Source organism: Streptomyces sp. Edi4 (genome assembly GCF_040253615.1).
GTDB lineage: Bacteria > Actinomycetota > Actinomycetes > Streptomycetales > Streptomycetaceae > Streptomyces.
Genome location: NZ_JBEJGY010000004.1, coordinates 6,381,977 through 6,395,777 on the forward strand (window position 1 = coordinate 6,381,977; position 13,801 = coordinate 6,395,777).

The window sequence follows — 13,801 nt, forward strand, 5'->3', positions numbered from 1 at the left end:
CGGAGGAGTCCATACACGCCACTGACGGCCCGCGCCCCGGGGCGTACGAGAGACGTATGGGCGGGCCGTCGCGGCGTCAGAGGAGCGTCAGTGAACCGCCAAGTGCCGTGCGCGCGCCGTTACATGGGCCTGTGGGACCACGAAGGCGCGAGGGCGGAGGAATGGGTGCGAAGACGAGTGGTGACGGGTACGTGCGGCTCCCTCGGAAGTCTGACGGCGCTGCACCGGGCGGCCGCCGAGGCACGGGTGCGGGACGCGGAACTGTGGGTCGTCCTGGCCTGGCGGGCGCCGCTCGGCCCGGAGTCGAGGGCGTGCGGCGGCGGCCTGCCCCTGCTGGTGGGCTGCCGTGACGCGGCGGTCGAACGGCTGCGGGAGGTCCTTGGCACCGCCTTCGGCGAAGGGCCGCCGGACGTGACCCTTGCGGGGCTCGCGGTCCGGGCCACACCGGGCGCGGCCCTCGTGGACACCGTGCGCGGCCCCGACGATCTTCTCGTCGTCGGCACGGGTTCCCGCGCGCCCCTGACGCGCGCGTTGCGCCCCTCGGTGTCGCGCTACTGCCTGGCCCACGCCCCCTGCCCGGTCCTCGCCGTCCCGCCGAGCCCGCTCCAGGCCGACCTGGACGCGATGCACCGCCGCATCGCGTGGCGGCGGCCGCTGGACGCCGGGGACCTGACCCGGTGAGCGACGTGCCCGCGCGGCGTCCTGCCGCGAACCCGGCCTGGGGGCCGACCGCCCGGACGGCGGCCGGCTCGCCGCCGTGTTCGAGGCCCTGCTCCTCGGCGTCGACGCGACGGCCGGCCACGCCCACGGGGGCGCGCCTTGCTGTGGACGGCGCCCGGCCTGGTGCTCCTGGCCGCCCTGTGGCCGACCCGGGTTCGCGCGCCACCTCCGGCCTCCTCCAGACCGGGGCCCGCTCCACCGCCGCCACGTCCGCGCGGACCGCCTCACCTCGGTGACCGGGTGTCGCACGGGTCCGGCGGGTGAGCCCCGGGCGGTTCGGGGGCGTACGTCAGCGGTGGACGGATCGGGTGAAGCCTCCGGTCGGGCGAATCACCCCGGCGTCCCCGCTCCGGCTTCCGAGGCCGCGCATTTCAGCCGTGCGTGTCAAGGTCGGTACGGGGTACCTGCCCCGGGCAGCTGGTGCTGTACATGTTCCGGCGAATTCGTCCCGGCGAATTCCGACGCGAGCCCAAGCGGCAGAATGAGGCATTGCGATGAGGCCACTAAAGGTTTTGCGGTCCCACGGCGGTCACCTGGGCGCGGTGATGGGTTTCGCGGGGTACGCGGCCGGATGGACCGCCTTGCATCGCCGCAGCGGCCGCCCCCTGCCCGAGCCGGACCCTTGGGATCTTCTGCTGACGGCCGCCGCCACGTTCCGGCTCAGTCGCCTCATCGGCAAGGCCACGGTGACCCGCCCGCTGCGCGCCCCGTTCACCCGTGTGGACGGTGACGGCGCGCCCGCCGAGCTCAACGAGACCCCGCGTGAGGAGTCCGGTCGCCACACCGTGGGGGAATTGCTCAGCTGTCCGTTCTGCCTGAGCGTATGGATCGTCGCCACGTTCACCGGCGCCAGGACGGTCTGGCCCGAGGCCACCCGCACGGCGACAGGTGCGCTGACCGCGCTGGCCGTGTCGGACGTTCTCCAGCTCGGCTACACGGCGCTGACCGAGCACGCCGAACACTGACCGGTTCGGCTCACGCCGGTCGCTCAGTCGGTCAATCGCTCAGTCGCCCGATTGGCGGCCCGGGTCGCCGCACCGGCTGGTGCGGTCCCGGAGAAATGCAGCCGAGCCGAAGAAATGCGGCCCTGTCGCGCCGAACGGACATGAGCCGATTGGCGCCTCGTGTTCCGCCACCTTCCGTAGTAGATCTGTGAGACGCGCGTAAGGACGCCCGCCATGGGTACTGAGCGCGACCGATCCTTGTCTTCGGCGGAGGGAAGCATTCATGGTGTTGTCCGCGGAACCTGTCGCGCCTGTCCCCGCGTCGAAGCGGTCGCGGGGACAAGTCGTGGTCTCCTGGCTGACCACGACGGATCACAAGAAGATCGGTCATCTGTATCTGATCGCGTCGTTCGGGTTCTTCGTCATCGGTGGCGTATTGGCCCTGTTGCTGCGGGCGGAACTGGCCAGGCCCGGCTTGCAGATCATGTCCACCGAGCAGTACAACCAGGTCTTCACGCTGCACGGCACGATCATGCTGCTGTTCTTCGCGACCCCGACGTTCGCCGGCTTCGCCAACGCGATCATGCCGTTGCAGATCGGCGCACCCGATGTGGCGTTTCCGCGACTGAACATGCTCGCGTTCTGGCTGTTCCTCTTCGGCGGACTGATCGTGCTGGGCAGCCTGTTCACGACCGAGGGAACGGCCGATTTCGGCTGGACGGCCTACACGCCGCTCAGCGGCGGCACCCGCACGCCGTATGTCGGCGGCGATATGTGGATCATGGGGTTGGCGCTGTCCGGGTTCGGAACGATCCTCGGCTCGGTCAACTTCGTGACCACGATCGTCTGCATGCGCATGCCCGGCCTGACCATGTTCCGGATGCCGATCTTCACCTGGAACATCCTGCTGACATCGGTACTGGTGCTGTTCGCCTTCCCGGTCCTCGCGGCGGCGCTGCTGGTCCTGGAAGCCGACCGGCGCTTCGGCGCCCAGGTGTTCAACCCGGAGAACGGCGGGGCCATCCTGTGGCAGCACCTGTTCTGGTTCTTCGGGCACCCCGAGGTCTACATCATCGCCTTGCCGTTCTTCGGGATCATCACGGAGATCATCCCGGTGTTCGCGCGCAAGCCGATCTTCGGCTATGCCGGTCTGATCGGCGCCACGATCTCCATCGCCGGCCTCTCCGTGACCGTATGGGCCCACCACATGTTCGCCACCGGGGCGGTGCTGCTGCCGTTCTTCTCCTTCATGACGTTCCTGATCGCGGTGCCGACCGGGGTGAAGTTCTTCAACTGGATCGGCACGATGTGGAGCGGTTCGCTGTCCTTCGAGACCCCGATGCTCTGGTCGATCGGCTTCCTCGTCACCTTCCTGTTCGGCGGCCTCACCGGAGTCATCCTGGCCTCACCGCCCTTGGACTTCCATGTCACCGACTCCTACTTCGTCGTCGCGCACTTCCACTACGTGGTCTTCGGAACGGTCGTGTTCGCCACGTTCGCGGGGTTCTACTTCTGGTGGCCGAAGTTCACCGGCAAGCTGCTCGACGAACGCCTCGGGAAGATCCACTTCTGGACGCTGTTCGTCGGGTTCCACGCCACGTTCCTCGTCCAGCACTGGCTGGGCGCCGAAGGCATGCCGCGCCGGTACGCCGACTACCTCGCCGCCGACGGATTCACCGCCCTCAACACCATCTCCTCCATCGGCGCCTTCCTCCTCGGCGCTTCCACCCTGCCGTTCTTCTACAACGTATGGAAGACGGCCAAGTACGCGCCCCGCGTCACGCTCGACGATCCCTGGGGCTTCGGGCGCTCCCTGGAATGGGCCACCTCCTGCCCGCCTCCCCGGCACAACTTCGTGACACTGCCCCGCGTACGCTCCGAATCACCCGCCTTCGACCTCCACCACCCGGCGATCGCGGCACTGGACGCGGCGAACAACCACAGGCGCGACATCGTCGACGACGACGAGGCGGTCACCTCCCGGGGACTCAACTCCGGGCCCGGCCAGGACCAGGACAAGTAGGCGGCGGCCACCGATGTCCAAATCCTCGAAAGAAGCCGCGGAGGGGCTTGTCCGGCTCGAAGGATTCCTGATGAGCGAGGCCGTGCGGCGGGACGCACACGAGCAGGGGCAGGACTTCGCCCGCGCCCTGACCTGGCTCGGTCCCGCCGAACAGCGGGAAGTCTCCGCCCGCTTCGCCCGGCACCATCTGCGGCTGCACCGGGACATGCTGGCGGCGACCGTGGTCCGCGCCGACAGGCTCCGGGCCGAATACGCCCACCGGTACGCCCAGCTGCGCCGCCGCCTCATCTGCCTGACCCTGCTCGCCTTCGCCCTGTGCGCCGGCATCTCGTATCTGCGCTGTCTACGCTGAGCCGGGCCGCGCGCGGGTCACGCGTGGGCGGCGACCACGAGGCCCCCGCGCCGCCCCACCGGCCCGGGACGGATCAGGCCATGTCCGCGCCGCGCAGGAGCAGCAGAGCGACAGCCATGCCGCTGCCGACGATCGCCGCCCGGAACGGCCATCGGCTCCGGCGCCCCAACGGCAGGGCGGCGCCGGCCAGCGTCACGGCCGCCGATGCCGCCCCCAGGGACCAGTCCCGGCATCGCGGCGCGCCCGGCGGCCCGGCGATCAGTACGCCGATGGCCACCATCATCGTCGCCGGGGCGAGCCACCGGCAGGCCCGGCGGCCCAGTCGTTGGGGCAGCCCGCGCACCCCCGCCGCGAGGTCGTCCTCGATGTCGGGCAGCACATTGACCACGTGCGCCGCGACGCCCAGAAGCGCCCCCGCCGTCACGGCCCACCACGCGGGCCACAGCGACGGGCGCAGGCCGAGGGTGACGAACGCCGGCAGGGAGGCGAAGCCGACGGCGTAGGTCAGCGGCGAGAGCACGGTGCGTTTCAGCACCAGGTTGTAGGACCAGCCCGCGGCCACGCCCGTCAGGTGCGCCGCCCCCGCCGCGCCGCCGCTCAGCAGGGACAGCGGCACGCACAGGGCGAGAGCGGTCCCGGCCGCCACGGCCACCGTCCGGGGCGGGACCTCGCCCGTGGCCACGGGTTTGTCACGGCGCCCGCAGGCCGTGTCCCGGCGTGCGTCGAGCGCGTCGTTGCACCAGCCCACCGACAGCTGTCCGGTGAGTACGGCGGCGGCCACGGCCGCAGAACCCGTCGTCCCTCGGCCCGCCACCGCGGCGAGCGCGGTCCCGAACACCGTCACGGCGATCGTCGGTTCCAGGTGGCAGGCACGCAGCAGTACGGGGACATGACGCGCCGCGGGGGCGAGGGCACCGAGCGGGTGGAGAGTCACAGGGGGAAGTTATGCGAGTGTGCGCCGCGAGGAAGGCATACCCGACATGCGTGTCCCTGTCGTTGTCCAGGACGTCCCCGCTCCGTCCCCCGAGCCGTACCGTCCCTCCCCGCCCGTCACGACGACGATCGTCGCGGTCCGCACGGCCCTGCCTGCCCACCGGTACGCCCAGGACGACCTCACCGAGGCGATCGGCGACCTCTGCCTGGCCCCCGAGGCCGACCGTGCCCTGCTGCGCCGTCTGCACGCGTCGGCAGGCGTACGCACGCGTCACCTCGCCCTGCCCATCGAGCGGTACGCCGGCCTGAGCGACTTCGGACGGAGCAACGACGCGTGGATGACGGCCGGACTCGCGCTCGGCGAGGAAGCGCTCACCGCCGCACTGGGAGACGCCGGAATCGAACCGGCCGACATCGACCTGCTGGTGTGCACGTCCATCACCGGGATCGCCGCGCCCTCGCTGGACGCCCGGCTGGCAGGCAGGCTCGGACTTCGCCCCGACGTCAAGCGCGTTCCCGTATTCGGCCTGGGATGCGTGGCCGGGGCCGCCGGACTCGCCCGGGTGCACGACTACCTGCGCGGGCATCCCGGAGGCACCGCCGTGCTGCTCAGCGTCGAACTGTGCTCCTTGACGCTCCAGCGCCACGACGACTCCGGCGCGAACCTCGTGGCGGGCGCCCTGTTCGGGGACGGCGTCGCCGCGCTGATCGCACAGGCGGGCTCCGCCGCCGCGCCGGCCGGAGCCGGGCCCTCGGTGATCGCCACCCGCAGCCACCTGTACCCGGGCACCGAACACCTCCTCGGATGGGACATCGGCGCGGACGGCTTCCGGGTCGTCATCGACGCGGGCGTCCCGGACATCGTGCGCGGCCACTTCGGCACCCACGTGCGCGCCTTCCTCGCCGAACACGGCCTCGCCGTCGCCGACATCGGCGCGTGGGTGTGCCATCCGGGCGGCCCCGCGGTGCTCTCAGCCGTGGCCGACTCGCTCGGACTGCCCGGGGACGCCCTTGAGGTGTCCCGGCACTGCCTGGCGACGGTGGGCAACATGTCGTCCGCGTCCGTCCTGCACATCCTGGAGACCATCCACGCGTGCCGGAGGCCAGAGCCCGGCACCTGGGGCCTGGTCGCGGCGATGGGCCCCGGGTTCTGCTCCGAACTAGTCCTGATCCGATGGTGAGTGGGTTTCATGCACTGGTACGCACTTCTCGTTCTCGCCGTCGCCGCCGAGCGGTTGGCCGAACTCGCCGTCGCGCGGCGCAACGCGGCCCGGGCCTTCGCCCGCGCCGGCGTGGAACACGGGCGCGGTCACTATCCGGTGATGGTCGTCCTGCACACCGGTCTGCTTGTTTCCTGTCTGGCCGAAACCGCGCTCGCCGACCGGCCGTTCCGGCCCGCGCTTGGCGGTCCCATGCTGGTCCTGGTCCTGCTGGCGCAAGCGCTGCGATGGTGGTGCGTCACCACACTCGGGCCGTACTGGAACACGCGGGTCATCGTCGCCCCCGGAACGCGCCTGGTGGGCGCGGGACCGTACAGATTCCTCCACCACCCCAACTACGTGGCCGTCGTCGTGGAGATCATCGCCCTGCCCCTTGTGCACAGCGCCTGGCTGACCGCCGCGGTGTTCACCGCGGCCAACGCGATGCTGCTCCGGGTGCGCATCCGCTGCGAGAACACCGCTCTCGCCACGGCCGTGCGCGCATGAAGGCCCCCCACGACCTCATCGTGGCCGGAGGTGGTCCCGCGGGGCTCGCGACCGCGTTGTACGCCGCACGCGGGGGCCTCGACGTGGTCGTGGCCGAGCCCCGCCGGGCGCCGGTCGACAAGGCGTGCGGGGAAGGTCTGATGCCCGGTGCCGTACGAGCTCTGCGTGCGCTCGGTCTGGAGGTCCCCGGCCGGACGATCGGTGGAATCCGTTATGTGCAGGGGCCTTTGCGGGCCGAGGCGGGCTTTTGGCAGGGCTCTGGCCTCGGCGCCCGCCGCACCGAACTGCACGCGGCTCTGCACCGGGCCGTGCTCGACGAGGGTGTCCCCGTACTGCCCCTGCGCGTCAGCGAGGTGCGACAGGACAGCGCGAGTGTCACCGTCCCCGGCACCGGCTTGCGCGCCAGGTGGCTGGCGGCGGCGGACGGGCTTCACTCACCGGTGCGCCGTCATTTGGGCCTGGAGGTGACGAGCACAACGGCACCCCGCTACGGGCTGCGCCGCCATTACGCTGTCGCGCCGTGGTCGTCGTACGTGGAGGTGCACTGGGGACCGTTCGGGGAGGCGTACGTCACTCCGCTCGGCCCGGCGCTGGTGGGAGTGGCGCTTCTGACGGCCCGGCGGGCGCCCTACGACGACCAGCTCGCGACCTTTTCCGAGCTGGCGTCCCGACTTCCCGAGACGGCGGCCGTCACCTCGGTACGGGGCGCGGGACCGCTGCGCCAGCGGCCCCGAAACCGCTGCCACGGACGGGTGTTGTTCGTCGGTGACGCGGCTGGGTACGTCGACGCGCTGACCGGTGAAGGGGTCTCCCTCGCCCTCGCGGGCGCCGACGCCCTGATCCGTAACATCCGGCGCGGCACCCCACAGCGTTACGAGGGCGACTGGAGACGGGTGACCCGGCGCCACCGCCTCCTGACAGAACTGCTGGTACGAACCCGGCAGCGTCCCGCGCTCGCACCGCTCATCGTGCCGGCCGCCACCCGTTGGCCCCGCCTTTTCGCGGCCGCCGTGAACGCGTTGGCCTGAGCCCCGACGCGGACGCGACGGCGCTCGCCACTGGTCACACGGTGGGCCGGGGCCCTGCGGCGCGCCGGAGCCTGTTGGCGATCGCGAGACCCAGCCCCTCCTCCACCGGCAAGGAGGCGACGATGAGGTCGCACCCCTGCTCGTCGAGCCGGCGCAGGAACCCGTACAGCCCACGCGCGTAGGCGGGCATCGAGGCGGGGACCCGCACCACGGCGTGCGCCTCCACCGTGGCACCGGGGAAGGCGGGGGGAAGGAAGACGCCCACGTGGTGCCCCCGCTCTCGTGCCAGCTCCGCTTCGGCGACCACCTGGTCGGGTTCGACGAGGACGACCCGCGCACGCGGCGCGTAGTGCGAGGGATGCTGGCCCGGCACCCGGACAGGGCTCGTCGCGGGGACGGCGAGCGGGGCTCCCAGCACCGCTTCCAGGTCCTCACGCGTCACTCCGCCGGGCCGCAGGATGCTCGGGACCTCGCCCGTGACGTCGACGATGGTCGACTCGACGCCCACCTCGCAGGGCCCGCCGTCCAGCACGAAGTCGACGGCGTCACCCAGCTCGGCACGCACGTCCTCGGCGGTGGTGGGACTGACCTGGCCGAAGCGGTTGGCGGACGGAGCCGTGACGCCGCCGCCGAAGGCCGCCAGCAGCGCGAGCGCGACGGGGTGGCCGGGCACGCGCACGGCCACCGTCTCCAGACCGCCGGTCGCTTCGAGGGGCACCCGGGGACCGCGCCGCAGGACCAGCGTCAAGGGCCCCGGCCAGAAGTGCTCGGCCAGCAGGCGCGCCGCCCGTGGCACGTCCTGGACCCAGCCGTCCAGCTGCTCCGCGCCGCCGATGTGGACGATCAGCGGGTGGGAGGGCGGACGCCCCTTGACCTGGAAGATCCGCGCCACGGCAGCGGGATCCTCGGCGTTGGCGCCCAGCCCGTAAACGGTTTCCGTCGGGAGCGCCACCAGCCCGCCGGCGCGCAGCACACCGGCCGCCTTCTCGATGTCAATGGTGTTTGCCGTCACCCTCGCCATTTTAGGCGGGCGCGCTGACCGAGATGACGGACGGCGAAGGTCGCGCAGCCGGCCTACGATTCCGGTTGGGGGCGCGGGTATTCGGGCGTAGTGCCTGGCCGTCGCCGGCTGGCGATGTCCGACGGTCTCATGGGCCGGATCGCGGGCCGTTTCACGCGGCTGGAACCCCGGCCGCGGGTGCGGCAGTTGGTGCTGAGACCGCCGGCGGACCTGCCGCGGAAGAACTGCTGGACAATAGCCGAGCACGCCGGCGACACCAGCCCGGATGGGCTGCGCCACCCGCTCGGCCGGGCGAAGTGGGACGCCGACGGGGCGCGCGATGACCACACCTCCCGGCACGGACACGCGGGCATCGACCGCGCGCCGTACCTGCCGCAGTCCGGACATGCGACCCCGCGCGGTGCCGCCGGCCCGGCGTTCCCGAGAACGTCGGCATCGCGACCAAGCAGCAGCTCGCCGCACAGATGATCCGAGCGGGCACTGGACGCCGCGGTTCCGGCCGCGTCGGGGTCCGGCCGGCGACGAGGTCTACGGCGGCAACCCCCACCTGCGCGCTGTCCGAGCCTGCCGCAGCCACTACCACCGCCGAGCCGTCCTCCAGCCATGAAGATCACATCTCCGGCTCGAGTACTGGGCCGTGGCGAGACCGGCGTGGGGGGGCCTGCCCCACGCCGGGCAAGGAGCGTCCGCCGGATCGCCGAGCTCTTTCTCGGAGCTCTTGGCGCCGACCGCCCTATGCTGAAACGCTGCCCTTCGGCTGAGTCAATATCTATGGCCGCGACGCAAGTTTTTGACACGTCGCTCGACGAGTGTTCTTGCTGCAATCGAAGGGGTGGAGTAATTTACCGGACTCGGGCCACCGCCCCGTGCTACTGTCGATCCCAGTTGCAGTTGTGGTTCCCAAAACTTCAAGCGTCTCCGCCGGGATTTTTCGGCCAATGGACGCTTTTTCGTATTGCCGGTATTCCCGGACGGGGCATCATCACGGCGACCCGGTATCCGCCATCGCGGGTAACGGCGTACTGCCCCGAAGGAGATATGACATGGCATCAGGCACAGTGAAGTGGTTCAACGCGGCCAAGGGCTTCGGCTTCATCGAGCAGGACGGTGGGGGTGCCGACGTGTTTGCCCACTTCTCGAACATCGCCGCCCAGGGTTTCCGCGAGCTGGTCGAGGGCCAGAGGGTCAGCTTCGACATCCTGTCGGGCCAGAAGGGCATGACGGCCGAGAATATCGTTCTCGCCTGACGCCTGCGCATACTTCGTAGCTGGGGCCCGCATCCCTCGGGGTGCGGGCCCCAGCTACGAGCATTTCCCGCAGCGGGTGTGATCTGCGGACGGCAATCGTTCGCGGTCCCCGCATCCAGTGACGCGCGCGGCGTCCGAAGTGGCAATCGGTAGGCGTCCGGAATTTCGCGTCCACATGACGACGGAAATTCTGTCGATGCAGCCCGCGTCAGTCCTGTCGTGTTCCAGATTATTTTTCGCATCTCATTCGGTTCGTTCTTGTGATTCTTCGCGCTGTTCTTCTGCTGCGGGAATTCCTTGACGCGCGCCGTATGGCCGTATCAAGGAAGGTTCTCCATGAACCCCGCACGTACGAACGACCGTTCTTCCCGCCGCGACCGCAGTGACGGCCCCGCTTTCGGGTCCGGCGCGGGCTCGAGGCGGGAAAGCCGTTTCGGCTCGTCCGCTCCGAGCCGTTCGGGAGCCCCCAGCCGTTCGGGCGGCCCGAGCCGTTCGGGCGGTCACGGTCGGCGGCCCGCCGCGGTTCAGGGCGAGTTCGCCGCGCCGAAGACGATCACTCCAGCGCTGCCCGCGGCCGAGGCGTTCAGCGACCTCGACATGCCGGCCGGGCTGCTCGCCGCGCTGACCACGCAGGGTGTGAGCGCCCCCTTCCCCATCCAGGCCGCGACCCTGCCCAACACGCTGGCCGGCCGGGACGTCCTGGGACGCGGGCGCACTGGTTCCGGCAAGACTCTGGCCTTCGGTCTGGCTCTCCTGGCTCGCACCGCCGGGCAGCGCGCCGAGCCCCGTCAGCCGCTGGCCCTGGTCCTCGTGCCGACGCGGGAGCTGGCCCAGCAGGTGACCGAGGCGCTCACCCCTTGTGCCCGCGCGGTGAAGCTGCGCCTGGCCACCGTGGTCGGCGGCATGCCGATCGGCCGGCAGGCCAACGCGCTGCGGGGTGGAGCGGAGGTCGTCGTGGCGACGCCGGGCCGGCTCAAGGACCTCATCGACCGTGGTGACTGCCGGCTCGACCAGGTGGCGATCACCGTGCTCGATGAGGCCGACCAGATGGCTGACATGGGCTTCATGCCCCAGGTCACCGCGCTCCTGGACCAGGTGCGCCCCGACGGCCAGCGGATGCTGTTCTCGGCCACCCTCGACCGCAACGTCGACCTTCTGGTCCGCCGCTACCTCGTCGATCCGGTCGTCCACTCCGTCGACCCGTCCGCAGGGGCGGTCACCACGATGGAGCACCACGTACTGCACGTCCACGGCGCGGACAAGCACCGTACGACCACGCACATCGCGGCACGCGAGGGCAGGGTCATCATGTTCCTGGACACCAAGCACGCGGTCGACCGGCTGACCCAGGACCTGCTGGACAGCGGGGTGCGGGCCGCGGCCCTGCACGGCGGCAAGTCGCAGCCGCAGCGAACCCGGACTCTGGCTCAGTTCAAGACCGGGCATGTCACCGTGCTGGTGGCCACCAATGTCGCGGCTCGCGGCATCCATGTCGACAACCTGGACCTCGTGGTCAACGTCGACCCGCCGACCGACCACAAGGACTATCTGCACCGCGGTGGCCGCACCGCCCGCGCCGGGGAGACCGGCAGTGTCGTCACCCTGGTGACCCCGCAGCAGCGCCGCGACATGACCCGCCTCATGACCGCCGCCGGGATCGTGCCCCAGACCACCCAGGTCCGCTCCGGCGACGTGGAGCTCACCCGGATCACCGGCGCGCAGGCCCCCTCCGGCATCGCCGTGACGATCGCCGCGCCGGTCGTCGAGCGGAGCCGGCGCAGCACGTCGTCGTCCCGCGGCCGGCGCAGCCCCGCCTCGGCTGCCCGGCGCAGGACCGCACAGCAGTCCGCGTTCGGCACCGCGGTCTGACAACCCCCGTGTCCGGAAACCGATCTACCTCCGCAGGAGCTTTCTTTGACGATGGTTCAGGTGCAGCCCCGCGCGATGGCCGCGACCCCCGTACTCCGCTCGGTGGCCGCCACCCCCGTACTGCGGTCGGTGGCCGACGCCACCGACATGACCGGTCCGCGGGTCTTCGACGACATGACCGTCGAGGTGGCCCTGTCCGTCATGGCGAGCGCCCACACCGGTCACCTGCTTGTCTGTGACAACGACAGCGTGTGCACGGGGCTCCTCACCCTGGCCCAGCTCACCGCGGTCCGCGACAGGACCGGGTACACCGATCGCGTCCAGCTGCGGGACATCCTCGCCGGTGACACTCCGCGCCCTGCCGCCCTGACCCGCTGAACGGCCGCGCCGCAGCCGACCGAACCGCCTGCGAGGTCCAGCGGGCCACCCAGCCCGGCTTCATCTGCCGCGACCATCGGGGCAGTGTTGGAACGCGGAGCCTGCCCGCGCAGGGTCCGGGTGCGGGACGGGCGACGACGGCCGGGTGCCCGGATGCAGGCCGGGACACATGGTCGAATGGACCTGTTCGGTACCGAACCACCGCCGGCAACCCGTTTGTCCGGGACGCGAGTCCTGAGCGGCGTCGAGCCGAGGAGCCGAGGAGGCGCTGTGACCGCAGGGCAGACAGACGGGAGCCGTCCGGGCAGCGCGTCGACACTGGCGGGGACGCTGGAGGCGGCAGAGGCCGCATCGCCCGTGGAGTCACTCGACGTGGTCGCGCGCCTGCTCAAGGAGCGCCTCGGCGCGGCGTCGGTGTCCTTCCTGATCACCGACTTCAGCGGCGGTTCGGTCGTGCGCCTCGGCGCGGCCGGCACCATTGACAGGGGCGAGACGGCCCGGCGCATCGCCCTGCGGGGCACTTTGTACGACGACGTGATCCGCAGCCAGCAGCCGGGCGTGCGGGACACAGATACAGGCATGGTGCGGGTGGTGGCTCCGGTGACCAATCGCGGTGATGCCATCGGACTCCTGGAGTTGTTCCTGCCCTCGACGCCGGACGCCGAGACGATGCGGGAGATCGGCGAGACCGCTCACGCGCTGGCCTACATCGTCATCGCCAACCGGTCGTTCACCGACGTCTACCAGTGGGGCAGGCGCACCCGCCCGCTCAGCCTGGCCGCGGAGATCCAGCACCGCCTGCTGCCGGCGTCGCTGGCGTGCGAGGCCGCGCAGTTCGCGGTCGCCGGGGCGCTGGAGCCCGCCGACCATGTCGGAGGAGACACTTTCGACTACGTGATCGACCGGGACACCATGCAATTGTCGGTCACCGACGCCATGGGGCACGACGTCGGTGCCGCGCTGCTGGCGACCTTGGTGATGGGCGCCCTGCGCCGCGCGCGGCGGGCCGGCGCAGACCTCCAAGAGCAAGCCCGGCACGCCGACGAGGCCATGCGTGAGCATGGCCGCGCGGGCTATGTCACCGGTCAGCTGCTGCGGATCAGCCTGCTCGACGGCACCACCGAGTTCATCAACGCCGGACATCCCTGGCCGCTGAGACTGCGAGACGGCAAGGTGACGCAGATCGTCCCGGAAATCGATCTGCCCTTCGGCGTCCTGAACCCGCGCACCTACCGCGTGCAGTCACTCGACCTCCGGCCCGGCGACCGGCTGGTGATGCTGACCGACGGCATGCTGGAACGCAACGCCGACAGCGTCGACCTCCCCGACCTGATCCTCCGCACCCGGGCGCTGCATCCACGAGAAGCCGCCCGCACCCTCATCGGGGCGATCGTCGACGCCAGTGCCGGGCATCTGGCTGACGACGCGACCGTGATGTGCCTGGACTGGCACGGAGTGCACCACTCTCAGCGCGACGCCGCCACCGGCGCCGACCTCACCGACGCCTCACTCCCGGCAACGCCCAGACAGTGACGCGCCGGCCCGCATGATGGTGAGAGCGGCCCAGGCAGCCGGCCCTG

General features: G+C 71.0%; 12 protein-coding genes and 2 pseudogenes. 12 read left to right on the top strand and 2 right to left on the bottom strand.

Translation table 11 applies throughout. From position 1 onward, the window contains the following. Positions 1 to 90: 90 nt before the first annotated feature. The 4 genes from ABR738_RS30775 (at position 91) to ABR738_RS30790 (ending at position 4,039) form a co-directional block, all read left to right on the top strand. A complete protein-coding gene (locus tag ABR738_RS30775; protein WP_350233205.1) occupies positions 91 to 681 on the top strand; it encodes a universal stress protein in 591 nt (196 codons plus the stop codon). A gap of 533 nt (positions 682 to 1,214) precedes the next feature. Beyond that, the gene (locus ABR738_RS30780) at positions 1,215 to 1,685 is read left to right on the top strand and encodes a DUF1360 domain-containing protein (RefSeq protein ID WP_350233206.1); all 471 of its coding nucleotides are present in this window, start codon (positions 1,215 to 1,217) and stop codon (positions 1,683 to 1,685) included. Between the two features lie 262 nt (positions 1,686 to 1,947). Then, the gene (gene ctaD, locus ABR738_RS30785) at positions 1,948 to 3,687 is read left to right on the top strand and encodes an aa3-type cytochrome oxidase subunit I (RefSeq protein WP_350233207.1); all 1,740 of its coding nucleotides are present in this window, start codon (positions 1,948 to 1,950) and stop codon (positions 3,685 to 3,687) included. A gap of 70 nt (positions 3,688 to 3,757) precedes the next feature. Continuing rightward, positions 3,758 to 4,039, top strand: coding sequence for a hypothetical protein (locus tag ABR738_RS30790; protein WP_350233208.1), 282 nt, complete (start codon positions 3,758 to 3,760; stop codon positions 4,037 to 4,039). Positions 4,040 to 4,112: 73 nt separating this feature from the next. Here ABR738_RS30790 and ABR738_RS30795 read toward each other — a convergent pair whose 3' ends face one another. Further along, complete coding sequence (locus ABR738_RS30795; RefSeq protein WP_350233209.1) at positions 4,113 to 4,973, bottom strand: UbiA family prenyltransferase; 861 nt, start codon at positions 4,971 to 4,973, stop codon at positions 4,113 to 4,115. Positions 4,974 to 5,019: 46 nt separating this feature from the next. On the opposite strand from ABR738_RS30795, the gene ABR738_RS30800 reads away from it, so the two are divergent. The 3 genes from ABR738_RS30800 to ABR738_RS30810 are packed head-to-tail and all read left to right on the top strand — an operon-like array spanning position 5,020 to position 7,706. Continuing rightward, positions 5,020 to 6,153: a type III polyketide synthase gene (locus ABR738_RS30800; protein WP_350233210.1), complete on the top strand. Its 1,134-nt coding sequence runs from the start codon at positions 5,020 to 5,022 to the stop codon at positions 6,151 to 6,153. A 9-nt stretch (positions 6,154 to 6,162) separates the two neighbouring features. Then, positions 6,163 to 6,678: an isoprenylcysteine carboxyl methyltransferase family protein gene (locus ABR738_RS30805; RefSeq protein ID WP_350233211.1), complete on the top strand. Its 516-nt coding sequence runs from the start codon at positions 6,163 to 6,165 to the stop codon at positions 6,676 to 6,678. Beyond that, on the top strand, positions 6,675 to 7,706 hold the full coding sequence (locus ABR738_RS30810) for an NAD(P)/FAD-dependent oxidoreductase (RefSeq protein WP_350233212.1): 1,032 nt from the start codon (positions 6,675 to 6,677) through the stop codon (positions 7,704 to 7,706). Before ABR738_RS30805 ends, ABR738_RS30810 begins: the two co-directional genes overlap by 4 nt. Before the next feature lie 34 nt (positions 7,707 to 7,740). Here the strand turns inward: ABR738_RS30810 and ABR738_RS30815 are convergent, their stop codons facing one another. Next, positions 7,741 to 8,727, bottom strand: coding sequence for an L-threonylcarbamoyladenylate synthase (locus ABR738_RS30815; protein WP_350233213.1), 987 nt, complete (start codon positions 8,725 to 8,727; stop codon positions 7,741 to 7,743). Positions 8,728 to 8,856: 129 nt separating this feature from the next. Between ABR738_RS30815 and ABR738_RS30820 the strand changes: the two are divergent. The 5 genes and pseudogenes from ABR738_RS30820 to ABR738_RS30840 form a co-directional block, all read left to right on the top strand. Continuing rightward, a pseudogene (locus ABR738_RS30820) lies at positions 8,857 to 9,283 on the top strand (transposase); the annotation flags it as partial. A gap of 487 nt (positions 9,284 to 9,770) precedes the next feature. Then, positions 9,771 to 9,974 carry a cold-shock protein gene (locus ABR738_RS30825; RefSeq protein WP_350233214.1) on the top strand — a complete coding sequence of 68 codons (204 nt, stop codon included), beginning with the start codon at positions 9,771 to 9,773 and terminating at the stop codon, positions 9,972 to 9,974. A 336-nt stretch (positions 9,975 to 10,310) separates the two neighbouring features. After that, positions 10,311 to 11,843: a DEAD/DEAH box helicase gene (locus ABR738_RS30830; protein ID WP_350233215.1), complete on the top strand. Its 1,533-nt coding sequence runs from the start codon at positions 10,311 to 10,313 to the stop codon at positions 11,841 to 11,843. 45 nt (positions 11,844 to 11,888) lie between these two features. Continuing rightward, a pseudogene (locus ABR738_RS30835) lies at positions 11,889 to 12,215 on the top strand (CBS domain-containing protein); the annotation flags it as partial. A 324-nt stretch (positions 12,216 to 12,539) separates the two neighbouring features. Next, on the top strand, positions 12,540 to 13,754 hold the full coding sequence (locus ABR738_RS30840; protein WP_350234811.1) for a PP2C family protein-serine/threonine phosphatase: 1,215 nt from the start codon (positions 12,540 to 12,542) through the stop codon (positions 13,752 to 13,754). Positions 13,755 to 13,801 lie beyond the last annotated feature (47 nt).